We start from the raw sequence: 23,372 nt of genomic DNA, 5'->3' as shown, positions 1-23,372 counted from the left end.
CCGCCTCCTCAGGTCAACGCGTCGCTCGGAACGGGCCTCAGTCGAGGCAGTGCGCCAGTGGCTCCCCGCGGGTCCAGCGGCCCACCTCGGCCGCCGCGATGCGCGCCGCCTTCTCGGCCACCGCGCGGCTCGCCCCGCCCAGATGCGGGGTCATGACCAGCCGTCCGGAGGCGGCGAGGCCGAAGAGCGGGGAACCGGGCGGGACCGGCTCCCGCTCGTAGGTGTCGAGCGCCGCCGCCGACAGCCGGCCGCTCCGCAGCGCCTCGCACAGCGCGCCCTCGTCGACCAGCGGGCCGCGCGCCACGTTCACCAGGACGGCGCCGGGCGGCAGCAGCGCCAGCTCGCGGGCGCCGAGCAGGCCACGGGTCTCGGGGGTGAGGCGCGCGTGCAGACTGACCACCCGGGACCGGCGCAGCAGTTCGTCCAGCGAGCCGACCCGCAGCCCGTGCACCTCGCCGCGCGCATACGGGTCGTACACCAGGACCCGCGCGCCGAACGCGCCGAGCACCCGGGCCACCCGGCTGCCGACCGCCCCGTACCCGACGAGTCCGACCGGCAGGTCCTCCAGTTCGAGCCCCGCCCGCTCGTACGTGTAGTAGGCCGCCCCCTCCCAGCTCTCCTGCCGGGCCAGGAGATCGTGCGCCCGCGGAATGCGCCGCAGGACGGCGAGGAGCAGCCCGACGGTGAACTCGGCGGTGGCCGCCGCGTTCCGGCCGGGCGCGAAGCACACCCGTACGCCGTGCGCGCGCGCCGCGTCCCGGTTCACGTTCACCGGGCCGCCCCGGCACACGACCACCAGCCGCAGCCGGGGCGAGGCGGCGAGCACCCGCTCCGTCACCGGCCCCATCTGGGTGACCAGGACGTCCGCGTCGGCGAGCGCGTCGATCAGCTCCTCCTCGGCGTCGCTCGCCTCCTCCACCTCGGCCACCGGACCGAACGGCTCCAGCGGCCAGCCGAGCTTCAACTCTCCTACCGAGCAGGGGTGTTCACCGAGCGAGGCGCGTACCGCTCCGGCGATCAGGGACGGCAGGACGAAGTGGTCACCGGCGGCCAGCACATGGACAGGTGTGGTCCTCACCGCAGCAGGTTCCCAGCCCGCGCGGCGGCCGTACAGGAGGAGGAGTCGGTACGTTCGGGTGACGGTCCGATCGGGTGCGACGGCGCGGGAGGTCCCGGTGGAGGGTGACGGCACGGCCTGGCTGGGCATCGACCTGGGCACACAGGGGGTGCGCGCCCTGCTCGTCACGGGCGACGGCACGGTCCTCGGCGGCGGCGCGGCCCCGCTGGGCGGACGGCGCGCCGGAGTGCGGCACGAACAGGACCCGGCGCAGTGGTGGGACGCCGTGTGCGCCGCCTCCCGGGCCGCGCTCGCCGGCCGCCCGGCGGCGCGGATCGGCGGCCTCGCGGTGTGCGCCACCTCCGGCACGGTGCTGCTCACCGACGGGTCGGGCCGCCCGCTGACACCCGGCCTGATGTACGACGACGGTCGCGCGGCGGCGCAGGCCGGGCGGGCCCGGGAGGCGGGCCTGCGGGTGCAGAACGGCTGGGGGCTGCCGAAGGCGATGTGGCTGGTGGAGGAGTACGGGCCGGCCCGCATCGCCCACCAGGCCGACGTGATCGTCACCCGCCTCGTGGGCCATCCGGCGCCGACCGACTCCGGTCACGCGCTGAAGACGGCCTACGACCTGGAGCACGACACCTGGCCGTACGCCGCCCTCGCCGGACTCGGCCTGACCGGCGACCTGTTGCCCGAGGTCGTCCGCCCCGGCAGCACCCTCGGGACGGTCCACCCCGAGGCCGCCGAGGGGACCGGCATCCCCGCCGGCACACCGGTGATCGCCGGGACCACCGACGGCTGCGCGGCCCAGATCGCCTCCGGCGCCCTGAGCGAGGGCTCCTGGAACGCGGTGCTCGGAACGACGCTCGTACTCAAGGGCGTTGCCCGGCACCCGGTACGGGACGACACCGGAGTGGTCTACAACCATCGTGCCCCGGACGGCAGCTGGCTGCCGGGCGGGGCCTCGGGTGTCGGCGCCGGCGCGTTGCGGGCGGCCTTCCCGGGAGCCGATCCGGCCGCCCTGGACCGGGCCGCCGCCGCCCACGAACCCGCGTCCGTCCTCGCCTATCCACTCGTCTCACCCGGCGAACGTTTTCCCTTCCTCGCCCCGGACGCCGTTCCCTTCGTCCTCGGCACCCCGGCCTCCGACGCCGACCTGTGGGCCGCCCTCCTCCAGGGCGTCGGTCTCGTGGAACGCCTCTGCCTGGACTACCTGCACCACCTGGGCGCCCCACTGGAGGGCCCGCTCACCCTCACGGGCGGCGCCGCCCGCAGCCCGTACTGGAACCAGCTGCGCGCGGACATCCTCGGCCGCCCCGCCCGCGTCCCCGAACAGACCGAAACCGCCCTGGGCATGGCCGTGTTGGCCGCGTACGGCACAGGAGGCGCGGCCACCCTCGCGGAGGCCGCCGCGCACATGGTCCGCGTCCGTACGGTCCTCACCCCGCGCCCCGCCCGCACGGCGCGGTTCGCCGACCCCTACGCACGCCTGGTCGACGTACTCGAAGAACGCGGCTGGCTGCCCGCTTCCGTGGGAGCGCACGCACGCGCCCGCCTCGACCTGGATACTGCGGGGTCATGAGGACGACGCACACCACCGACGACGCCACGAGCCCCGGGACTCCGGTGAGCGCGACCCTGCTGCTGGCCCGGCACGGCCAGACCGTCTGGCACGCCGAGAACCGCTACGCCGGTGTGAGCGACGTGGCCCTCACGGACGAGGGCCGCGCCCAGGCGGAGGCCCTCGGGCGCTGGGCCGCCGCCCATCCCGTGGACGCGGTGTGGACGTCGACCCTCTCCCGCGCCGTCGCCACCGCCGCCCCCGCCTGCCGGGCCCTCGGCCTCACCGCACACCGTGAACCCACCCTGCGCGAATGCGACTTCGGTGTCGTGGAGGGCCGTACCCTCGCCGAGTTCGAGGCCGACAACCCGGCCCGCGCGAAGGCGTACCGGTCGGACCCGGTGTCCTACCCGTTCCCGGAGGCGGAGGACCCCCGGACCGCGGCGGCCCGCGGCACCGCGGCCCTGCGCCGCATCGCGGCGGCCCACCGCGGCGAACGCGTCCTGGTCGTCGCCCACAACACCCTGCTGCGGCTGGTGCTCTGCTCGCTGCTCGGCATCCCGCTGGGCGAGTACCGCAGGGTCTTCCCCGGGTTGCGCAACGCGGCGCTCACCGAACTCCGGATGACGGACGGGGCCGCCGCGCTGCTGTCGCTCAACGTGCCGTGCGCGTGAGCCACGGCGTGGGAGAGCCCCCGTGCGGCCGGTCCGCGCGGGGGCTCTCCGTTTCTCCGCCTGCCGCGTGAAGGGTGAGAAGACGATCACGAGCAGGACGTCTCGCCTCCGTCTCAGGGGGCCGGCAGCAGCACATTCGCGCGGGACTTCGCGGCGGCGTGACGGCGCGCCACGTCCTGCCAGTCGACGACCTGCCACATCGCCTCGACGAAGTCGACCTTCTGGTTCCTGTACTGCAGGTAGAAGGCGTGCTCCCAGGCGTCGAAGACCAGGATCGGCACCGAGCCCTGGCCCACGTTGCCCTGGTGGTCGTAGATCTGCTCGACCAGGAGACGCCCGCTCATCGGCTCGTAGGCGAGGACACCCCACCCGGACCCCTGGGTGGTCGCGGCGGCCTTGGTCAGCTGGGCCCTGAACCCGGCGAAGGAGCCGAACGACTCGGTGAGGGCGTCCGCGAGGTCGCCCACGCCGTCCGCGGCGAGCGGCTCACCGCCGCCGTTGCCGGTCATGTTCGTCCAGTAGACGCTGTGCAGGATGTGGCCGGACAGATGGAAGGCCAGGCTCTTCTCCAGGCCGTTGACCGTTCCCCACGACTCCTTGTCGCGTGCCTCCGCGAGCTGTTCCAGGGTGTCGTTGGCCCCCTTCACGTACGCCGCGTGGTGCTTGTCGTGGTGCAGCTCGATGATCTCGGGACTGATCACGGGCGCGAGTGCGGAGTATTCGTACGGCAGTTCAGGGAGTGTGTAGACGGGCATGGCGGGGTCCCCTCCAGGCTTATTGCAATAGACTTGCAATTACAAGCTAGCAGCAAAAAGCCCTCGTGCGGGGCACGAGGGCTTTTCGGGAGCGGCGGGCGCCGCGAGGGCGGCGGTGGGTGCGGCGGGGCTCAGTCCCGGGCGCGCATCCGCTGCCTGGTGTACCCGGCGGCCGCCAGGAGCAGCGTCATCCCGCCCGTGGAGTACAGCTGCACCCGGGTGTCGGGTTCCCGGGCCATCAGGACGAAGATCGCGGCCATGCCGGCCAGCGCGACCCAGGTCAGCGCGGGGAACAGCCACATCCGTACGACCAGCTTCTCCGGCGCCTCGCGCTCCACCGTGCGGCGCAGCCGCAGTTGGGAGACCGCGATGAAGATCCAGACGACCAGGATCACCGCGCCGATCATGTTCAGCAGCCAGGGGAAGACGTCGTCGGGCCGCCAGTAGCTCAGCAGGACGCAGGCGAAGCCGAAGACGCAGGAGACGAGCACGGCGACGCGCGGGACCCCGGCCGAGACCTTCCCGAGGGCCTTCGGGCCCTGGCCGCGCTCCACCAGCGAGTAGGCGATGCGCGAGGAGCCGTAGATGTTGGCGTTCATCGCCGAGAGCAGCGCCACCAGCACGACCGCGTTCATCAGCTGGCCGGCGCCCGGGATGCCCAGCCGGTCCAGGGCCGCGACGTACGGGCCCTGCTCGACGACCGCCTTCGAGTCCCAGGGCACCAGCGTGACGATGACCGCCATCGAGCCGATGTAGAAGAGCGCGATGCGCCACATCGCCGTACGGACGGCTCGGGCGACGCCCCGGACCGGGTCCTCCGACTCGGCCGCCGCGATGGTGACCGTCTCCAGGCCCCCGTAGGCGAAGACCGACGCGAGCAGGCCGATGACCAGCCCCTCGCTGCCGTGCGGCAGGAAGTCGGCCAGGTTGGCCGTGCCCGGGGAGTCCGTGCCGGGCAGCACTCCGGCGATGGCCAGCACGCCGAGGACGAGGAACAGGCCGATCGCGCCGACCTTCAGCGCGGCGAACCAGAACTCGAACTCGCCGAAGTTCTTCACGGCGGCGAGGTTCGCGGCGCAGAAGACCACCATGAAGAGGGCGACCCAGCCCCACTCGGGCGTACCCGGCAGCCAGCCGGTGACGATCTTCGCGGCGCCGATGCCCTCCAGGCCCACGGCCGTGCACAGCAGCACCCAGAAGGACCAGCCGGCGGTGAAGCCGGCCCACGGGCCCATCGCCCGCTCTGCGTGTGCCGAGAAGGAGCCCGAGGACGGGTGGGCGGCCGACATCTCGCCGAGCATCCGCATCACCAGCATGACGAGCAGACCGGAGACGGCGTACGCGATCACGATCGACGGTCCGGCGGCGGCGATGCCCGCGCCGGAGCCGACGAACAGGCCCGCGCCGATCACCCCGCCGAGGGCGATCATCGACAGGTGGCGCTGCTTGAGGCCGTGGGAGAGCGGGACGTTCCCGGCGGCCGGGCTACCGGGCGGGGCGTCGAGGGTGGTGCGGGACATGAGAGCGGGTGGTCCCTTACGTGCGAGGGGGCAAAACGCCGACAGTCTGGGCGGCCCGTCCGCTGCGGGGCAGCCCGTGCCCACCATACGGACGCGAATGATGCGGAGGGTGACGGTCCGGTTACCCGGTCTGGGTTCGGGGCGCGTCCAGGGGGGGGGCGGGGGGGAGCGCGGGCCGGGAAGGACTTCAGATCGGGCCACGGCGGTTTGGCGGGACCCTACAGCGGGCGCTCGACCCGACTCCGTAGCCGAAACGATCCCACCTCAGTGACCAGTGTCACGCTCCGGCAGGTGTATGCCGCACTTTTGTGAGAGGTGCACCAAGCCGCCGATCCCCGCTTTGTCGACCGCTGACGGTGATCCACCCAAGGCCCCTGGGATAGCGTCACCGTGTCCCGCAGCCCCTGTCACCCGCCGGAGTCCCCATGAGCACCGCTGCCGTCACGTCCCGCACAGGCATCCGCCCCGGCGAGGTCCTCGCCGACCTGCTCCCGGCCTCCCGCGTCCGGGACGCGGCCCTGGTGCTCGGCGGCGCCGCGCTCACCGGGATCGCCGCCCAGATCTCCCTCCCCGTGCCGGGCTCCCCGGTGCCGGTGACGGGCCAGACCTTCGCCGCCCTCCTCGTGGGCACGGCCCTCGGCGCCGGCCGCGGCTTCCTCTCGCTCCTGGTGTACGCGCTCGTCGGCATGGCCGGCATGCCCTGGTTCGCCGGCGGCGCCTCCGGCTTCGCGGCCCCCTCTCTCGGCTATGTCCTCGGCATGGTCCTCGCCTCCGCCGCCGTGGGCGCCCTCGCCCGCCGCGGCGCCGACCGCTCGGTACTGCGCACGGCCGGCGCGATGCTGCTGGGCGAGGCGATCATCTACGCGGTCGGCCTCCCGTACCTGGGCGCCTCCACCGGCATGTCCCTCGGCGCGACCATCGCGGCGGGTCTCACCCCGTTCCTGATCGGCGACGCGCTGAAGGCGGCACTCGCGATGGGCCTGCTGCCCACGGCGTGGAAGTTCCTCGACAAGAAGTGACGTCGCGGCCCCGACGTGACGGGCCCCGATCCAGTGGTCCCGCGGAAGAGGTTCGCCGGGTCGCGTCGCGACCTTCGATTCGGCGAGCCTCTTCCGCGTCTCCGTGTTTCCGCGGCTCTGAGACTCTGGGATCCGCAGCTCCGCGTCCGCGCGGACGTCCCCTCAGTCGGGACGGATGTCCCCTCAGGTCAGGACGGACGTTCCCTCAGGTCAGGACGGCTGCCGCCGAGGCCGCCGCCGGGACCACCACAGCCCCGCCGCGCCCATCGAGACGAGGGCCGCCCCCGCCGCGCCGAGCGGCAGGAGATCACTTCCGACGCCTGTCCTGGGCAACTCGTCGCCGCCGGGCGACACCGGCTTGTTGGTGGTGTCGAGCAGCAGTGGGGTGGTCGGGGCGTTGGGCGACGGGTTCGTCGCACCGAACGGCACCGGGCCCTGCTGCCAGAACGTCTTCTTCCCGGTGCTGTCCTGGACCGGCAGGCAGATTTTTCCGGTCCTGCTCAGATCGAAGGTCGCGTCGACGGCGTACGACTTCGACTTTCCGGCCCCCAGATTGCCGACGTCGCACACGAAACCACTGTTCGAACCTTTCGGGAGATCTTTGTCCGCGATGGCGGAACACCCCTGAACGCCTTTGACCTGCAAACCGTCGAAACCGACCACCGAAAGCCGGATATCACCGCTTTCCTTGGTCCCCTCGTTCTTTACGGTGGCGGTGATCGACGTTTTGTGCGAACTGTTGTCGACCGAGATCTTTGCGGGCAGTGCGGTGGTCGGCCTCACGCCTGCCGGTGCCGGATCGACGGCCTTTCCTCCCTTGCTGCTCCCCGGTCCCTGATCGTCCGCGACGGCGGTGAAGGAAAGGATCATCACGGCCGAGAAAGATGCCGTGAGCAGCGATCCCGCGATGGTCGTCGTGTGACGAGAACTCATGTTCGTCCCCCTTGGCTGCGCCTGAATTCGCAGTACTTGAAGAGGTACCACAAGATTTCTCCGCACTATGCTGGTACGGCATGAAGTGTGACCATTGTGTTTCCTGTGTGGCGGACGTTTATGGCGGGTTCCGAGGGGGTGCGGGAGATTGCCGGGGAATGCGAGTGGCGGTGTTCCGGGATTATTGGTGACGGGCCGATATCGGCTGGCCGAGAGTATTGGGCAGGGGGGAATGGGACGAGTCTGGCGGGCCACCGACGACGTGCTCGACCGGCAGGTCGCCGTCAAGGAAATGCGCATCGACGGACTCGACCCGGAGGAAACCCGCACCCGCCGCGAACGCACACTGCGCGAAGCCAGGGCCACGGCTCGGATCGACCACCCCAACGTCGTACGCATCTACGACGTCGTGGACGAGGGCGAGCGGCTGTGGATCGTGATGGAACTGGTCGCAGGCCGCTCACTCGAACAAGTGGTGGTCGAGGACGGCCCGCTCGACCCGCGCACCGCGGCCCGTATCGGCCTCGGACTCGTCTCGGCCCTGCGCCAGGTGCACGCCGGGGGAGTGCTGCACCGGGACATCAAGCCGGGCAACGTCCTGGTCGAACGGAGTGGTCAGCGTGTCGTCCTCACCGACTTCGGCATCGCCGCGTTGCAGGACGCCGAGGCGCTCACCATGGTCGGGATGCTGGTCGGTTCCCCCGACTACATGGCGCCCGAGCGCATCTCCGGCCGCCCGCAGGGCCCGCCGTCCGACGTGTGGTCCCTCGGGGCGACGCTCTGCGCGGCCCTCGGCGGCCGTTCCCCTTTCTCCCGCTCGACCACTCTGGCGACACTGCACGCCGTCCTTTACGAGGAGCCCGAACTCCCCTCGGTCGAGGGCGGTTTGAGGGGCGTCCTGGCGGCGCTCCTGGAGAAGGACCCGTCGACCCGGCCCGGTCTTGAGGAACTGGAGACGGCGTTGCGGCCGATCGCGTTCCCGAGGCCCGCGCGGGAGCCGCGACCGCGGCCGGATCCGAGCCCGGGTTCCACGGAGGGAGGAGGGGAGGGAGGAGCCGCGCCGGTCAGCGCCGCGCTCTCCGGGGTACCGGAGGCCGTACCCTCCGTCCCCCCGGTCTACGAGGAGTCCCCCACACCGGTGTTCCTGGACCCTCAGCTGATACGAGAGGCACGACGCCGCCCGCCACGGCCGGAGCCGGAGCAGAAACCGGAATCAGAGCCGGAGCCGGAGCCGGAGGTAGCGCCGGAGCAGGCGGGGGAGCGGGAGCGAGGACAGGACCGGGAGCCGGACCACGACCAGGCGCCGGACGCGGAATGCGCAACCGTGCCTGACTCGGCCCCCGGCCCTGAGCCGGACTCGGGATCGGAACCCGAGCCCGATCCGGAGCGCGGGCCTGAACCCGCCCCCGATCCCGAGCGCAGATCTGAACGCGCCCCCGATCGCGGGTCCGAACCCCCTCCCGAGCTCGCCCCGGAGCTCGATCCCGTGCAGGACGCCGTTCCCCTCCGCTACACCCCGACGCGGAAGTCCCCACCCGACCCCGGTGAGACCCCGGCCGAGGAACCCGAACCGCCTCAGCCTCCCGCCCCCACTCTCACCGCCCCCTCCTCTCCCACCTCCAACACCTCCACCGAGACCCCCGCCGAGCTGCATGCACAGGTCCGCTCGGAAACCCCCTCGGCCCCTCCCGCTTCCTCCACCCCCTCCCCTCGACCCCTTCCGTCCCCTCCTTCCTCGCCCTCCTCCCTCGTCTCGCAGCCCACCGCCCACGGCCTCGCTCCCGTACGCGTGCCGCCGGGTGAACCCCCCGGCCCCGTGGTGCCGTGGGTTCCGGGCAACCGCAGACGCCGGATGGCATTCGCCGCCGCCGGCGGAGTGGTGGTCGCGGGAGCCGTCGCAGGGATCGTGATCGCGGCGAACGGGGGGTCTTCCCACGACACCGGCAGCGCGTCGTCGTCACCGTCCGCGTCCAGCTCACCGGTGGCGTCCGGCGGACCCTCCTCCCCTCTCCCCACCGTCGACGGGACGTCGCGTCCGCCGAGCCTGCCCGCCGGGGCCCGCAAGGAGGCCGGGCTGTACGCCTGGGTCCCCCCGCAGGACTGGCAGCGGGTGGCACAGAGCGGTTCCGAGGTGCACTACACCTCGCCCGACAGCGCGCAGGAGATCGTGGCCAACGCGACCCCGGCCAGGGGCGACCTGCTGACGCAGTGGGAGCAGGCGGAGGGGGACACCAGCAAGGGGCTGGACTACCGGCGGATCCGGCTGGAGCGGACGACGTTCCGCGGGGAGCCCGCGGTCGCGTGGGAGTACACCGTCATGGCCAGGGGCCGGCTCTGGCACGTGCGGCTGCTGGGCTTCCGGTCCGGGGGCACGTCGTACGAGATCAGCACCTGGTACCACCCGGACATCGAGGCCGCCGCGCTGCGTGTCTACGACGAGGTCAGGAAGAGCTTCACACCGCTGTGAGCGGCTGCGCGAAAAAGGGGCGGGGCCCGGCGGCACTGCCGCCGGGCCCCGCCCTCGTCGGATCCGCGGTGCTCAGCGGGCCTCGGACGAGGCCTCGACCGGCACCGGGGCGCTCGCGGTCTCTGTGGCGGCACCGCCGCCGCGCAGCCGCTGCCTGATCACCGCGATGGCCACCACCACGGCGGCGACGAGGAGCGACAGCAGCACGGTCTCGCGTCCGTCGTGCTCGGTGTCGGTCAGCATGTAGCCGAGGACGAAGACGATCAGCGCGGCCGTGGCCCAGGTCAGGTACGGGTACAGCCACATCTTGACGACCAGCTTCTCCGGGGACTCGCGCTCGATGATCTTCCGCATCCGGAGCTGCGAGAAGCAGATGACCAGCCAGACGAAGAGGGCGACCGCGCCGGAGGAGTTGACCAGGAAGAGGAAGACCGAGTCCGGGAACTTGTAGTTGAAGAAGACGGCGACGAAGCCGAAGACGACCGAGACGACGATCGCGGCCAGCGGCACACCGCGCGAGGTGGTCTTCGCGAAGACCTTGGGCGCGTCCCCGCGCTCACCGAGCGAGAAGGCCATCCGGGAGGCCGTGTAGAGGCCGGAGTTGAGACAGGACAGCACGGACGTCAGCACGATGAAGTTCATGATCTGACCGGCGTGCGCGATGCCGAGGGAGTCGAGGGCGGCGACGTACGAGCCCTTGTCCTTGATGGACGGGTCGTTCCAGGGCAGCAGGGCGACGACGACCAGGATCGAACCGAGGTAGAAGACGCCGATCCGCCAGATGATGCTGTTGGTGGACTTGGTGACCGCCCGCTGCGGGTTCTCGGACTCGCCGGCGGCGAGGGTCGCGATCTCGCTGCCCATGAAGGAGAAGACGACCAGGAGCACACCGGTGAGGATCGCGCCGGGGCCGTGCGGCAGGAAGCCGCCGTGGTCGGTCAGGTTCCCCAGCCCCGCCTTCTCGGCGTCGACGCCGGGCAGCACGCCGAAGATCGCGAGGCCGCCGACGACGATGAACGCGCCGATCGCCACGACCTTGATCCCGGCGAACCAGAACTCGAACTCACCGTACGAGCCGACCGAGACCAGGTTGGTCGCGGTGAGCACGATCATCACGATGAGCGCCCAGCCCCACTGCGGCACGGCGGGGACCCAGCCCTCGAGGATCGTGGCACCCGCCGTCGCCTCGACGGCCAGGACGACCACCCAGAAGAACCAGTACAGCCAGCCGATCGAGAAACCGGCCCAGCGCCCGAGCGCGCGGTCGGCGTGGGCGGAGAACGAACCGGAGGTCGGATTGGCGGCGGACATCTCGCCCAGCATCCGCATCACCAGCACCACGAGCGTGCCGACGAGGGCGTAGGAGAGCAGGATGCCCGGTCCGGCGGTGGCGATACCGGAACTGGAGCCCACGAAGAGGCCCGCTCCGATGACGCCACCGATGGCGATCATGGTCAGATGACGGTTCTTGAGCCCGGCCTGGAGGCCCGAGCCGGGTTCTCCGGGGCCTCCGGGGCCGTCGACGGCCTTCGTGGGGGTCGGCTGCGAGGTCATGAGGGGGGATTCCTTTGCGCCGGTGAGCGGATTTCCCGTACTTCCGTTGGGGGTGAACTGCTCGGACTTCTCGTACTTCCCGTACGAGCGGTGTACGGGACTCGTACGAGCGGTGTACGAGCCGGTCCAGTGAATCGGAGGCAAAGAGATTCGTGAACCTTTGAATCCGGATCGTTACTTGAGGTTTTCTTGAGGTTTTGTAGCCTTGCTCACAGTTTTCCCTCGCGGCACCCGACGAGGCCGATCCGAAACAGCCGTGTCACACTCGGACCATGCGCGTGTATCTCGGCTCCGATCATGCTGGTTTCGAACTCAAGAACCACCTCGTGGAGTGGCTCAAGGAGGCCGGCCACGAACCCGTGGACTGCGGGCCCCTCGTCTACGACGCGGAGGACGACTATCCGCCGTTCTGCCTCCGTGCCGCGGAGCGCACGGCGGCAGACCCCGATGCCCTCGGCATCGTGATCGGCGGTTCCGGCAACGGTGAGCAGATCGCGGCGAACAAGGTGGCCGGCGTCCGCGCCGTGCTCGCCTGGAGCCAGGAGACGGCGGAGCTGGGGCGCGAGCACAACAACGCCAACGTCGTCTCCGTGGGCGCCCGGATGCACTCCGAGGAGGAGGCGACCAAGTTCGTCGAGACCTTCCTCACCACCCCGTTCTCCGGTGTGGACCGCCACGTCCGCCGCATCGACATGCTCTCCGCGTACGAGGCCACGGGCGACCTCCCGCCGATCCCGCCCCACCACCCGCAGGCGTAGCCCTTTCGAACGCCGACCGGAACCATCCGGCGCGGGTCCGCACCCTCAGCCCGTCCGGCGTTTGAGGACGAGCCCTTCGGGCGAGCGGGGGCCCAGGGGGCGGCAGCCCCTTGGCGAGGGTCTGGGGGCGGAGCCCCCAGGGACGGGTAGGGGCGGCGGGGGCGAGAAAAGGCCCCCGCCCAGTTCGTCACAGACGCACACCACCAGGAGGACCCCGTGCCCGAGGGGCACACGATCCACCGGCTCGCCGAGGACTACGCGGCGGCCTTCACCGACGGCACCCCCACCCGCGTCACCAGCCCGCAGGGCAAGTTCGCGGACGCCGCCGCCCTCCTCGACGGCACCCCCCTGGAATCCGCCGACGCCCACGGCAAACACCTCTTCCTCGGCTTCCGCGCCTCCGAGTGGATCCACATCCACCTGGGTCTCTTCGGCAAGGTGAACTTCGGCGACGCCCCCGCCCCGCCCCCCACGGACACGGTCCGCCTCCGCCTCGCGAACGCCACGACGTACGTCGACCTCCGGGGCCCGACGACCTGCGCCCTGATCACGGACGACGAGAAGCGGGCGATACACGCCCGCCTCGGCCCGGACCCCCTGCGCCCCGACGCCGACCCGTCGGTGGCCTACCGCCGTGTCTCCCGCAGCCGCACGACGATCGCCGCCCTCCTCATGGACCAGAAGATCATCGCGGGCGTGGGCAACGTCTACCGCGCCGAGGTCCTCTTCCGGCACGGCATCGACCCGTACCGCGTGGGCAGGGACATCACCCCCGCCGAGTGGGACGCGATCTGGGCCGACCTCGTGGACCTGATGCGCGAGGGCGTGCGCAACAACCGCATCGACACGGTGCGTCCGGCACACGCCCCCGAGGCCATGGGCCGCCCGCCCCGGGTGGACGACCACGGCGGCGAGGTCTACGTGTACCGCAGGGCCAACCTGCCCTGCCACATCTGTGGCGGCGAGATCCGCACCGCCGGTCTCGCCGCCCGCAACCTCTTCTGGTGCCCGAACTGCCAGCACCGGTGATCCGCGTCCGGAGCCGGCGCCCCGGCTCCGAATCGCTACTGGTCCCCCGACGGGGCGAACGTCTCCTGTCGCCGCCCCCTAGAACCCGTGCGGCAGCCACGGCTCGACCGCCGACGAGAAGGCCACCGAGGCCTCCGCCAGCGCCCCCTGCCGCAGCTCCCGCACCCGCCCGGCCGCCCCGAGCGACACCAGCGACACCCCGCCGAGATACGCCGCCCCCAACTCCCTTACGGACAGAGCGAGATCGGCGGGTTCCCGGGCCGGCACGCAGGAGGCCCCCTTCGCGTCACCGGTGAGCCGCCAACGCCCCTCGTTCCAGGGGCAGAACGCGTCCTCGACCTCGAACACCAGGTCCACCGGCGCCTGGTACGTGCGCGCCTCCAGCGCGGCGTCGACATCGACGAGCCGTACATGCAGACCGTCCCGCAACCGCACGGCGCAGCGCCGGATGTCGGACACCATGTGGTGCCACGACTCGTCCACCGGACGCCCCCGGGTGCGCAGCGTCGTCGTCAGGTCGAGGTCGAAGAGCAGCCGCCACAACGCGGCGTCCGCCGCTGGGTCCAGGGCCTGGAGGTCGTGGAGGACGACTGTGGCCCTGGCCCCGGCGTGGTCGTGGTCCGGTTTGATCCGGTACCGGGCGTAGCCGACCACCTCGCCGTCCCGCTCGGCGACCACGCACTGCAAGGGCGACGCCCCGTCCCGCTCACTCTCCGGGTCGAGCACCGTCACCCGCTCCCAGCCGGGCCGCCGCGCCAGCATCCCCGGCCGCCCCGGAACCGACCGTGCGTACACCGACTCACAGACGTCGAGGACATCGGCGGGCGCGGCGAACCGCAGACGTACGTCATCGGTGCCGGGCGGTACGGACAGCCGTACCCGGGTCGTGTCGATCTCGGCGCTGTGCTGGTGCGTCGCGATGCCGTAGCCGAACCGGCCGTAGATCGCCGGCTCCGACGCGGTCAGGACGGCGAGCGGCTCACCCCAGGAATGGATGTCGTCCAGTTGCCGCCGCATCATCGACGTCAGCAGCCCGCGCCGCCGGTGCGTGGCCGCGACGCTCACCATCGTGATGCCCGCGGCCGGTACGGAGGCGCCGCCGGGGACCGTGACCCGGAAGGAGAACGCCCCCGCGGTGCCCACGCACTGGTCGCCCTCCCAGATTCCCAGGGAACGGTCGTACTCTGTGAGCTCGTTCCACAGCTCGCGCTCCTCGGACGACTCCGGCACGCCCCCGAACGCGCGAACCAGGTTGTCGTACCACGCATCCCACTCGGGCTGCCGCAGCACCCGCAAGTCAGTCGTCATGCGCCATGCCTACCAGGGCGGTGCGGTACGGGCGAGAGAATTTTCCACCGGCCGCGGGGAGTGCCTGCCGTGACCTTCTCCATGAGGCTCGCCGTGCAGTTCACTGTGCAGTTCACTGTGATGTTGAGCGCTCGGACGGGGGACAAGTGGGACCTCCCGTGCCAAGCACCTGGTCCGATGGATAGGGTCCCGAACTAATGGCAGCAGGACGAGGGCGGCGCGCGGCGGCCGAGACGTTCACGGCCCGGTTGAAGAAGCAGTGGCACCGGGCCCGCACCGGCCTGCGCAGATCCGCCGTGGACTACTTCCGCGGGGACGGGTCCGACTGGATCGCCCTGGCCGGTCTGCTGCTCACGATCCCGCTGATCGCCGCGACCACGCTGGTCAACTCGGTCTGGTGCTCACCGGCCGCGCTGGTCCTCCCGATCGTGGCGGGCGGCCTCCTGCTGCGCCCCGCGAGCCTGCTGGGTCTCTACGCGGCCGCCGCCACCGCGCTGATAGTGGAGTCCGTGAAACTCGGCCCGTACACGGAGGGCCCGTCCCGGGTGACCCCCGGTGTGGTCCTGGTCGTCGCGGCCTGCGGCTTCTTCGGTCTGCTGATCGCGCAGTTCCGCAGCCGCGTGGGTGTGCCCTGGCGCCGCGGCGGCACCATGCTCTTCGACCTGCGCGAGCGCATCCGGGTCCAGAGCAAGCTGCCGAAGCTGCCGCTGGGCTGGCACCGTGAGATGGCGCTGCGCCCGGCCGGCGGCCAGTCCTTCTCGGGTGACTTCGTGGTCGCGGCCCGTACGAACGGCGGCCGGACCCTGGAAGTCGTCCTCACGGACGTGTCGGGCAAGGGCATGGACGCGGGTTCGCGGGCGCTGCTCCTGTCCGGCGCCTTCGGCGGTCTGCTGGGCTCGCTCCCCCCGCACGCCTTCCTCACCGCGGCCAACGGCTACCTGCTGCGTCAGGACTGGGACGAGGGCTTCGCCACCTCCATCCACCTGGTCCTCGACCTCGACTCCGGCGACTACGAGCTCTTCTCCGCCGGACATCCGCCGGGGCTGCAGCTCAGCGCGGGCAGCGGCCGCTGGGAGGAGAAGGCGGCCGAGGGCCCGCTGCTCGGGGTGTACGACGGTGCCCAGTTCGACCCCGTCAAGGGTTCGCTGCGGCCCGGTGACGTCCTCATGCTCTTCACGGACGGTCTGGTGGAGACCTCCGACCGCGACATCGTCGAGGGCATCGACCGCCTCACCGGTGAGGCCGACCGCTATGTCGCCGGCGGCTTCCACGGCGCCGCCTGGCACCTCATCGAGGCGGTGGCCAAGGACGTGAACGACGACAGGGCGCTCCTGCTGATCTGCCGGGAAGCCCCCGCCCCGGCCCCGGCCCGCTGACCCTTCTCCCCGAGGGCGTTCCGCGACGCCGTGGGTGCGCTCGCCACGCCGATCACCGAGCTCGGTGCGACGGTGGGGGCGGTCCCGGCCCGCGCGGCCCTGTGGCGGGAGACACTGGAGGGGTGACGCAGACTCTCCTGACCCTGGCCGAGATAGAGGCCCTCGCCCGTGCGGCGCACTCCGCCCAGACCGACAAGGCGGGGCGGCCGTACGCCGAGCACCTGCAGGCCGTCGCGGACGGGGTGCGCGAGCGTGGCGGCGACGACGAACAGATTGCGGCGGCCTGGCTGCACGACGCCGTCGAGGACGACGTGCTCTCCGAGGACTGGCTGCGCGAGGCCGCGCTGCCCGCTCGTACGCGGGACATCGTGCTGGCGCTCACCAAACGCGAAGGAGAGCCCCCGGAGTCGTACGCGAAGCGCATCCGTACGACTCCGGGGGCCCTCCTGGTCAAGGCCTCGGACCTGGCGCACAACGGTGACCCGGCCCGGCTCGCGGTCCTCGACGAGCACACGCGCGCACGGCTCACGAAGAAGTACGCCGCCATGCGGGCCCTGCTGGGCCTGCCCCCGAACTGAGTCCAGCCCTTAGGCCTTGGCCCTGGCCCGTTCGCGGGCCAGTTCCGTGGCGTCCCGCTTGAAGGCCCAGTCCATGCTGGGCTCCATCGCGAAGCGGAAGACCCGCCGGACGGGTGCCGTGCACAGCAGGGTGACGGCCGTGGCCGCGACCAGGGTCACGAAGATCTCGCCGAGCGGCCTGTGCATCCACGCGTGGTCGAACCAGCCCCAGTAGGTGCCGGCCTTGACCAGGAAGCCGTGCAGCAGATAGCCGTACAGGGTGCCCGCGCCGAGCGCAGTGAACCACGTCCGGCGGCGCGGAACCCAGGAGAAGAAGCACGCGGTGAGCAGCAGCGAACAGCCGAACAGGGCGAACACCATCACCGGGCCCACCCACCACGGGACGCCGAGTTCCTGCGCGCTGTCGCGGTGGTAGAACCAGGCGGTGTTCATCCGCGGCACCGCCCACCAGCCCACCGCGAGCGCGGCGGCGAACACCGGCACCGACAGGATGCGCACCTCACGGCGGCGTGCCAGCTGGAAGTGCTCGGGCTTCATGATCAGGCCCAGCACGAAGAACGGGAGGAACTGGAGCACGCGCTGCAGGTCGAGGTCGTCACCGATGTCCGGTGAGACGGACGCGAGCATGGCGACGACGAGCGCGACCGGGAGCGGCCAACGCACCATCTTCCACAGGGGGGTGGTCAGCCGCCAGATGAACAGCGCGCACAGGAACCAGGTGAGGTACCACGGGTCGAGCAGGCTGATCGGCAGCGACGTGTCGCCGGCGGCCCAGCGCTTGAAGAGGACGTACGACACCTCGAAGACGACGTAGGGGACGGCGACGCCGGTCACCAGCCGCTTCAGACGGTCGGGGCGCATGTCGAAACTGCGCGAGAAGTAGCCGGAGATGATGATGAAGGCCGGCATGTGGAAGGAGTACACGACCGTGTACGCCGCCTCCAGGATGCGACTCTGGCCCTTCAGGGGCTCCCAGGCGTGGCCCATGGCCACGAGCACGATCGCCAGGTACTTGGCGTTGTCGAAGAAGGCGTCGCGCTGCGCCGCGGGTTTCGCGGCCGGGGCGGCGGCCTCGGTCGGTACCGTCGTGGCGTGCTGCGCGGACTGATCCCGTGGTGAGCGCGGACCCGGCACTCCCCGGGCCGGCTGTTGTGCCGGGGGGAGCGGCGCTCGCTGCCGGCCGTTCGGTCGGAGTGAGTTCGTCACAGACCCTCCCGCCAGGCGCGGAGGGAGACGGTCCGGAACGTTGCTGCGCTTGCGGGGGGCGAGGCGGCGTGGAACATCTGAGGCACCCTAGCGTCGTATGTGTGTCTTCGTAAAACCCTCGGCGTCATTCCTGCATATGGGCGGCGGGTACCCCGTATTTGAAGATGTGTGCCTCTTGGTTCGCAAGCGGATCCGCATACCGATTCGCTTACCGTACTGGGCGGTTGTGCGGCTGGTCTGTCCACATTCTTCATGACTAAACGGTGCATAAGGTTCGCGGGCGACTCTGGTGATATGTCCGATTCATTAGTCTTTAGTGGCCTGTTGGCGACCGGTGTGCGGCGGCCTCGATGTGCCTGTGGCAACAATTCGAATTGCCTGCGAACGAGATGTGTGGACACAGCAACGGTCCTGCTGAATTTCCTGACCGGGATGCCCTCGAATTACGCTGCGGAGCACTGTGGTTCACTCGTTCCCGAAGGCGGCCGGTGAGTGGGCTCCACGGGTTCGCGACCGATGATGTGTCACCTGCGGCATACGGAAGCCGCGTTGGTGGCACGATGGTTCTGGCGGGGGTGTGAGGGGTTGCATCCCCGGGCCGGGAGAGCGAACCGACCGTAGGGTGTGATCAGTTGTGGCCATCTCGCTGTCAGTGGTACTGCTGTTGGCGATCATCCTCGTGGTGCTGATCCGGGGAGGATCGATCAAGGCGGGGCCCGCGATCGTCGCGGTGCTCTTCGGCTTCTTCCTCGCGTCGACCGGCATGGCTCCGTCCATCCAACGGTTCCTCGACTCGATAGCGCAGACCATCAACTCGATCAGCTTCTGACCGGACCGGTCCTGACTGATCCAGGTCCGGCCGCGGCCCGGCCCGCACGCGACGGCCGCGGACACCGACGGCCGCGCCCTCGGCCACCCCTGCCCGCCGGATGCCCGGCCACCGCACCCCGGCACTCCCGCGGTTGACCGCTCCGCGCCGCCCGCGCGGAGCGCGCAACCCTTCACGCTGTATTGCGCCGAGCGCGCGAGCCTTCACGCCGTCCGCGCCGCGCTCACCCCTTCGCGCCGGTCCGCGCCATGCTCGGCCCTTCGTGCCGTCCGCGGCGCGACCGGCCGGCCTCGCCGCGCCCCGGCAACCTCGAAAACGACCGAGGCCGGGCCGGGGGAGAACGCCACTCGACTCCTGCCCTCGCGCCCCCTGGGCGCCGCGCCCCGGGCAGGAAATGCCTGAGCGACAAGCCCAGTTGCGACACCTGAATGGGTGACTATAGTAGGAATTGACTCTATGTGAGAAAAATGCGAAGGGACTGTTATGTCTACCGCGCACAGAAGAGGCGCCGCCATCCTGAGCTCGGCCTTCATCGCCGCAACCATCGCTCTGGTCCCGGTCGGCATGCAGCAGGCGTCCGCGTCCGCACCGAGCGAGACGCACGCCAGTGCGGCCGTCAACGTTTCCAAGTCGAACCAGGACTACACGCGCGGCTTCAAGGACGGCTTCAAGTCCGGTGTCCGCCAGGGTCAGCGGAGCTGCGGGGACGACGAACGAGCCGCCACCGTCCTGCACAAGGACAAGAACAAGGACAGGGACTACCAGCGCGGCTTCAAGGACGGCTTCAAATCCGGGTTCCGTCAGGGGCAGGGCTCGTGCTGAAGCTTCCGCAGGCTCACTCGGACCGCGGAAACGATCAGGGCCAGGCGGAGGAATGAACCTCTGACCTGGCCCTGAGCCGTTCAGAGCGGGCGACGGGAATCGAACCCGCGTAGCTAGTTTGGAAGACTAGGGCTCTACCATTGAGCTACGCCCGCACGCATTGCCCCGCAGGTCAGTGACCGCGGCGCTGAAGGCATCGTAGCGGGTTGTACCCCCTCGACGCACACCCTGTTCCGGCGCCCCGCGGACGTCCGTGAAATGCGGCAGCCGCACTGCCTGCGGGCATGTACCCTACGTGTCGCACCGACGGGGTGTGGCGCAGCTTGGTAGCGCGTCCGCTTTGGGAGCGGAAGGCCGTGGGTTCAAATCCCGCCACCCCGACCACCAGCGGCATCCGGCGACCGAAGGCCGATGGCCGGGATCGCAAGATCGCCTTTTGGGGCGTGTACCGCCTGCGGTTACTATGCAGGTTGCGCGCCCGTATGTCTGCACTGTTACGTCTCTCAAGGGCCCGTGAATCCACTACGGCTCCGCCCGACCGACCGGGCGGACGCACGCAGCGGAACCCCGCAGCAGTACCCCCAAGAAGTCAGCCACAAGGAGACCGAACCGTGAAGAGCGCCGTGGAGAACCTGAACCCGACCCGGGTTCGGCTCACTGTCGAGGTGCCCTTCGAGGAGCTCAAGGACAGCCTCGACGCGGCGTACAAGAAGATCAACCAGCAGGTCACGGTGAAGGGCTTCCGGAAGGGCAAGATCCCGGCCCGCGTCATCGACCAGCGGTTCGGTCGCGGCGCCGTGCTCGAAGAGGCCGTCAACGACGCGCTCCCGAAGTTCTACACCGAAGCGGTCAACGAGGCTGAGCTGAACGTCCTCGGCCAGCCCGAGGTCGACATCACCGAGCTGAAGGACGGCGAGACGCTGAACTTCACCGCCGAGGTCGACGTCCGTCCGGCCATCGAGATCCCGGACTACTCCGGCATCGAGGTCGAGGTCGACGCCATCGAGGTGAGCGACGAGGACATCGAGAAGGCCGTCGAGGAGCTCCGTGAGCGCTTCGCGTCCACCTCGCCGGTCGAGCGCGCCGCCGAGGAGGGCGACGTCGTCACGCTCGACCTGGAGGCCAAGGTCGACGGAGAGGTGCTGGAGGACGGCGTCGCCTCCGACGTCTCGTACACCATCGGCTCCGGCGAGCTGCTGGAAGGCATCGACGAGGCCGTCAAGGGCCTGGAGGCCGGTGGCGAGACCACCTTCACCTCCGAGCTCAAGGGCGGCTCCGCGGCCGGCAAGGAGGCCGAGGTCACCGTCAAGGTCTCCCAGGTCGCCGCACGCGAACTCCCCGAGCTGGACGACGAGTTCGCGCAGCTCGCCTCCGAGTTCGACACCCTCGAGGAGCTCCGCGCGGACAGCCGCAAGCGCCTCGAGAACATGAAGGAGTACGACCAGGCCACGCAGGCCCAGGAGCGCGTCCTGGAGAAGCTGCTCGAGCTGGTCGAGGTGCCCGTCCCCGAGAAGCTGCTCGAGGACGAGATCAACACCCGCAAGCACAACCTCGAGCACCACCAGCTCGGCCAGATGGGCCTCGACCTCGCGAAGTACCTGGAGATCCAGGGCAAGACCGAGGAAGAGTGGGACGCCGAGACCAAGGACGCCGCGGTCAAGGGCATCAAGACGCAGTTCGTCCTCGACGAGCTCGTCAACAAGGAGAAGCTGAACGTCAACCAGGAGGAGCTCACCGAGCACCTCATGCGGCGTGCGGCCTCCTCCGGCATGTCCCCCGACCAGTTCGCCCAGGCGGTCGTCGAGGGCGGCCAGGTCCCGATGCTGGTCGGCGAGGTCGCCCGCGGCAAGGCGCTCGCTGTCGTCGTCGAGGCCGCCACGGTCAAGGACACGAACGGCGAGATCGTCGACCTGGACGACGAGGACGAGACGGAGGGCTCCACGGAGTCCACCGAGGTCGTCGAGTCCGAGGCCGCCGAGGGCAAGCCCGAGGCCTGACCGCCTCACCAGCCCGAGGGCTGACCGCCTCACCAGTACGTCGCGACGGGCCCCCGGGGACTTACGAGTCCCCGGGGGCCCGTACGTCTTCCGGGCCCCCGTCCTCGCCCCCTGGGGCCCGCCGCGTGTCTCGGGGGCGTACGGAACCGGGCGAGCGCTCCGCCACCGGACGTACCCGACGGCGCACAGTCGGTGGCGGACGTCCGCACGGCCCCGCGGGGGTGGGCGGCGCGGCTCCGCGCGCCTCTCCAGGGGCCCGCGGCACCCCGGTCCGGGCGCCGCGGCGCATGCGCTCACAGCGAACAGTTCCTTCTCCGGGATTCCCCGGAGGGACCAGCGCGTTAGGGTCCATGAATACGAGGGCAGGGGAGTCCCCGAAGCCGCCCGGAGCGGTGTTGCACCGGGGTCCCACGCCCCCAGCAGAAGACGTGAGACGGCCCGGCGCCGTCGTAAGACGAGCAGGTGGATACGTGACGAATCTGATGCCCACAGCTGCCGGCGACCCCATCGGTGGTGGCCTCGGCGACCAGGTCTACAACCGACTGCTCGGCGAGCGGATCATCTTCCTCGGCCAGGCGGTCGACGATGACATCGCCAACAAGATCACGGCGCAGCTGCTGCTCCTTGCCTCCGACCCGGACAAGGACATCTACCTCTACATCAACAGCCCCGGCGGTTCGATCACCGCGGGCATGGCGATCTACGACACCATGCAGTACATCAAGAACGACGTGGTGACGATCGCCATGGGCATGGCGGCCTCGATGGGCCAGTTCCTGCTCAGCGCGGGCACCCCCGGCAAGCGCTTCGCGCTGCCGAACGCCGAGATCCTGATCCACCAGCCGTCGGCCGGTCTCGCCGGCTCGGCTTCGGACATCAAGATCCACGCCGAGCGGCTGCTGCACACGAAGAAGCGCATGGCGGAGCTGACCTCCTTCCACACCGGCCAGACCGTGGAGCAGATCACCCGAGACTCGGACCGCGACCGCTGGTTCGACCCGATCGAGGCCAAGGAGTACGGCCTCATCGACGACATCATGCCCACCGCTGCCGGCATGCCGGGCGGCGGCGGCACCGGGGCGGCGTAAGCCCCTCAGCGCCCCCAGGGCGGCCGTGGGGCCCCCAGCCGCCATCCCCGCCCGGCGGGGGTGGCGCAGGGCCCCCAGCGCCCCCAGGCGACCGCCTCAGCCCTTTTCAGGCTCTTCAGGAGACACAGTGAACGACTTCCCCGGCAGCGGCCTCCACGCCCGCGCGCAGGCCGAGTACACCGGTCCTCGCGCGGAGTCCCGCTACGTCATCCCGCGCTTCGTCGAGCGCACCTCGCAGGGCGTGCGTGAGTACGACCCGTACGCGAAGCTGTTCGAGGAGCGCGTCATCTTCCTCGGCGTGCAGATCGACGACGCCTCCGCCAACGACGTCATGGCGCAGCTGCTGTGCCTGGAGTCGATGGACCCCGACCGTGACATCTCGGTCTACATCAACAGTCCCGGTGGCTCCTTCACGGCGCTCACCGCGATCTACGACACGATGCAGTTCGTGAAGCCCGACATCCAGACGGTCTGCATGGGCCAGGCCGCCTCGGCCGCCGCGATCCTGCTGGCCGCCGGTACGCCGGGCAAGCGCATGGCGCTCCCGAACGCCCGTGTGCTGATCCACCAGCCCTACAGCGAGACCGGCCGCGGCCAGGTCTCGGACCTCGAGATCGCGGCGAACGAGATCCTCCGGATGCGTGCGCAGCTCGAGGACATGCTGGCCAAGCACTCGACCACGCCGATCGAGAAGATCCGCGAGGACATCGAGCGCGACAAGATCCTCACCGCTGAGGACGCGCTGGCGTACGGCCTGATCGACCAGATCATCTCCACCCGCAAGATGAACAGTTCCGCGATCGTCTGACGTACCGCTGTATCGTCTGCCGCTCCTTGGCGC

The 23,372-nt window shown here is 70.6% G+C and carries 20 protein-coding genes and 2 tRNA genes; 14 read left to right on the top strand and 8 right to left on the bottom strand.

The features are described 5' to 3' along the window. Positions 1-37: 37 nt before the first annotated feature. Positions 38-1,078: a 2-hydroxyacid dehydrogenase gene (locus tag OHB41_RS17670; protein WP_266699198.1), complete on the bottom strand. Its 1,041-nt coding sequence runs from the start codon at positions 1,076-1,078 to the stop codon at positions 38-40. Positions 1,079-1,136: 58 nt separating this feature from the next. On the opposite strand from OHB41_RS17670, the gene OHB41_RS17665 reads away from it, so the two are divergent. Continuing rightward, positions 1,137-2,639: an FGGY-family carbohydrate kinase gene (locus OHB41_RS17665; protein WP_266699197.1), complete on the top strand. Its 1,503-nt coding sequence runs from the start codon at positions 1,137-1,139 to the stop codon at positions 2,637-2,639. Further along, positions 2,636-3,292, top strand: coding sequence for a histidine phosphatase family protein (locus tag OHB41_RS17660; RefSeq protein ID WP_266699196.1), 657 nt, complete (start codon positions 2,636-2,638; stop codon positions 3,290-3,292). Before OHB41_RS17665 ends, OHB41_RS17660 begins: the two co-directional genes overlap by 4 nt. A 113-nt stretch (positions 3,293-3,405) precedes the next feature. Here the strand turns inward: OHB41_RS17660 and OHB41_RS17655 are convergent, their stop codons facing one another. Beyond that, entirely contained in the window at positions 3,406-4,047 is a 642-nt protein-coding gene (locus OHB41_RS17655) for a superoxide dismutase (protein WP_266699195.1), read from the bottom strand. Positions 4,048-4,178: 131 nt separating this feature from the next. Next, positions 4,179-5,567, bottom strand: coding sequence for an amino acid permease (locus OHB41_RS17650; protein WP_266699194.1), 1,389 nt, complete (start codon positions 5,565-5,567; stop codon positions 4,179-4,181). Between the two features lie 425 nt (positions 5,568-5,992). Between OHB41_RS17650 and OHB41_RS17645 the strand changes: the two genes are divergently transcribed. Beyond that, a complete protein-coding gene (locus OHB41_RS17645; protein ID WP_266699193.1) occupies positions 5,993-6,586 on the top strand; it encodes a biotin transporter BioY in 594 nt (197 codons plus the stop codon). 210 nt (positions 6,587-6,796) lie between these two features. Here OHB41_RS17645 and OHB41_RS17640 read toward each other — a convergent pair whose 3' ends face one another. After that, a complete protein-coding gene (locus tag OHB41_RS17640) occupies positions 6,797-7,519 on the bottom strand; it encodes an LPXTG cell wall anchor domain-containing protein (protein WP_266699192.1) in 723 nt (240 codons plus the stop codon). 232 nt (positions 7,520-7,751) lie between these two features. Here OHB41_RS17640 and OHB41_RS17635 point away from each other — a divergent pair, with 232 nt between their 5' ends. Beyond that, entirely contained in the window at positions 7,752-9,986 is a 2,235-nt protein-coding gene (locus OHB41_RS17635) for a protein kinase domain-containing protein (protein ID WP_526024928.1), read from the top strand. Positions 9,987-10,058: 72 nt separating this feature from the next. Here the strand turns inward: OHB41_RS17635 and OHB41_RS17630 are convergent, their stop codons facing one another. After that, a complete protein-coding gene (locus tag OHB41_RS17630; protein WP_266699190.1) occupies positions 10,059-11,540 on the bottom strand; it encodes an amino acid permease in 1,482 nt (493 codons plus the stop codon). Between the two features lie 272 nt (positions 11,541-11,812). On the opposite strand from OHB41_RS17630, the gene OHB41_RS17625 reads away from it, so the two are divergent. Both OHB41_RS17625 and OHB41_RS17620 read left to right on the top strand, forming a co-directional pair. Beyond that, positions 11,813-12,298 carry a ribose-5-phosphate isomerase gene (locus OHB41_RS17625; RefSeq protein ID WP_266699189.1) on the top strand — a complete coding sequence of 162 codons (486 nt, stop codon included), beginning with the start codon at positions 11,813-11,815 and terminating at the stop codon, positions 12,296-12,298. Positions 12,299-12,514: 216 nt separating this feature from the next. After that, a complete protein-coding gene (locus OHB41_RS17620; RefSeq protein WP_266699188.1) occupies positions 12,515-13,327 on the top strand; it encodes an Fpg/Nei family DNA glycosylase in 813 nt (270 codons plus the stop codon). 78 nt (positions 13,328-13,405) lie between these two features. On the opposite strand, the gene OHB41_RS17615 is transcribed toward OHB41_RS17620, so the two are convergent. Continuing rightward, positions 13,406-14,635, bottom strand: a complete 1,230-nt coding sequence (locus OHB41_RS17615) for a GNAT family N-acetyltransferase (protein ID WP_266699187.1) — start codon at positions 14,633-14,635, stop codon at positions 13,406-13,408. A gap of 197 nt (positions 14,636-14,832) precedes the next feature. Here OHB41_RS17615 and OHB41_RS17610 point away from each other — a divergent pair, with 197 nt between their 5' ends. Both OHB41_RS17610 and OHB41_RS17605 read left to right on the top strand, forming a co-directional pair. Beyond that, entirely contained in the window at positions 14,833-16,011 is a 1,179-nt protein-coding gene (locus OHB41_RS17610; protein WP_266699186.1) for a PP2C family protein-serine/threonine phosphatase, read from the top strand. Between the two features lie 122 nt (positions 16,012-16,133). Continuing rightward, positions 16,134-16,589 carry an HD domain-containing protein gene (locus OHB41_RS17605; protein ID WP_266699185.1) on the top strand — a complete coding sequence of 152 codons (456 nt, stop codon included), beginning with the start codon at positions 16,134-16,136 and terminating at the stop codon, positions 16,587-16,589. A gap of 9 nt (positions 16,590-16,598) precedes the next feature. On the opposite strand, the gene OHB41_RS17600 is transcribed toward OHB41_RS17605, so the two are convergent. Beyond that, positions 16,599-17,795, bottom strand: coding sequence for an acyltransferase family protein (locus OHB41_RS17600; protein ID WP_266699184.1), 1,197 nt, complete (start codon positions 17,793-17,795; stop codon positions 16,599-16,601). A 634-nt stretch (positions 17,796-18,429) separates the two neighbouring features. On the opposite strand from OHB41_RS17600, the gene OHB41_RS17595 reads away from it, so the two are divergent. Next, entirely contained in the window at positions 18,430-18,624 is a 195-nt protein-coding gene (locus OHB41_RS17595; RefSeq protein WP_054231893.1) for a hypothetical protein, read from the top strand. A 483-nt stretch (positions 18,625-19,107) separates the two neighbouring features. Beyond that, positions 19,108-19,446, top strand: coding sequence for a hypothetical protein (locus OHB41_RS17590; protein ID WP_266699183.1), 339 nt, complete (start codon positions 19,108-19,110; stop codon positions 19,444-19,446). Between the two features lie 84 nt (positions 19,447-19,530). On the opposite strand, the gene OHB41_RS17585 is transcribed toward OHB41_RS17590, so the two are convergent. Continuing rightward, positions 19,531-19,601 (bottom strand) — tRNA-Gly (locus OHB41_RS17585). Positions 19,602-19,753: 152 nt separating this feature from the next. Between OHB41_RS17585 and OHB41_RS17580 the strand changes: the two genes are divergently transcribed. The 4 genes from OHB41_RS17580 to OHB41_RS17565 all read left to right on the top strand — a co-directional run bounded on the left by OHB41_RS17580 (position 19,754) and on the right by OHB41_RS17565 (position 23,339). Next, a tRNA-Pro gene (locus tag OHB41_RS17580) sits at positions 19,754-19,830 on the top strand. Positions 19,831-20,057: 227 nt separating this feature from the next. Next, complete coding sequence (gene tig / locus OHB41_RS17575) at positions 20,058-21,443, top strand: trigger factor (protein WP_266699182.1); 1,386 nt, start codon at positions 20,058-20,060, stop codon at positions 21,441-21,443. 482 nt (positions 21,444-21,925) lie between these two features. Next, positions 21,926-22,531, top strand: a complete 606-nt coding sequence (locus tag OHB41_RS17570) for an ATP-dependent Clp protease proteolytic subunit (protein ID WP_060897745.1) — start codon at positions 21,926-21,928, stop codon at positions 22,529-22,531. Between the two features lie 127 nt (positions 22,532-22,658). Then, the gene (locus OHB41_RS17565; protein WP_266699181.1) at positions 22,659-23,339 is read left to right on the top strand and encodes an ATP-dependent Clp protease proteolytic subunit; all 681 of its coding nucleotides are present in this window, start codon (positions 22,659-22,661) and stop codon (positions 23,337-23,339) included. Positions 23,340-23,372: the final 33 nt, after the last annotated feature.

The sequence above is a fragment of the Streptomyces sp. NBC_01571 genome (assembly GCF_026339875.1).
Classification (GTDB): Bacteria; Actinomycetota; Actinomycetes; order Streptomycetales; family Streptomycetaceae; genus Streptomyces.
The sequence above is the reverse complement of the archived record's forward strand: the minus strand, read 5'-3'. Positions and strand labels throughout refer to the sequence as shown.

Coding starts and splice junctions, on each gene's coding strand:
- OHB41_RS17660 (WP_266699196.1), top strand. CDS start 2,636: ATGAGGACGACGCACACCACCGACGACGCCACGAGCCCCGGGACTCCG.
- OHB41_RS17655 (WP_266699195.1), bottom strand. CDS start 4,047: ATGCCCGTCTACACACTCCCTGAACTGCCGTACGAATACTCCGCACTC.
- OHB41_RS17650 (WP_266699194.1), bottom strand. CDS start 5,567: ATGTCCCGCACCACCCTCGACGCCCCGCCCGGTAGCCCGGCCGCCGGG.
- OHB41_RS17645 (WP_266699193.1), top strand. CDS start 5,993: ATGAGCACCGCTGCCGTCACGTCCCGCACAGGCATCCGCCCCGGCGAG.
- OHB41_RS17640 (WP_266699192.1), bottom strand. CDS start 7,519: ATGAGTTCTCGTCACACGACGACCATCGCGGGATCGCTGCTCACGGCA.
- OHB41_RS17635 (WP_526024928.1), top strand. CDS start 7,752: ATGGGACGAGTCTGGCGGGCCACCGACGACGTGCTCGACCGGCAGGTC.
- OHB41_RS17630 (WP_266699190.1), bottom strand. CDS start 11,540: ATGACCTCGCAGCCGACCCCCACGAAGGCCGTCGACGGCCCCGGAGGC.
- OHB41_RS17625 (WP_266699189.1), top strand. CDS start 11,813: ATGCGCGTGTATCTCGGCTCCGATCATGCTGGTTTCGAACTCAAGAAC.
- OHB41_RS17615 (WP_266699187.1), bottom strand. CDS start 14,635: ATGACGACTGACTTGCGGGTGCTGCGGCAGCCCGAGTGGGATGCGTGG.
- OHB41_RS17610 (WP_266699186.1), top strand. CDS start 14,833: ATGGCAGCAGGACGAGGGCGGCGCGCGGCGGCCGAGACGTTCACGGCC.
- OHB41_RS17590 (WP_266699183.1), top strand. CDS start 19,108: ATGTCTACCGCGCACAGAAGAGGCGCCGCCATCCTGAGCTCGGCCTTC.
- OHB41_RS17570 (WP_060897745.1), top strand. CDS start 21,926: ATGCCCACAGCTGCCGGCGACCCCATCGGTGGTGGCCTCGGCGACCAG.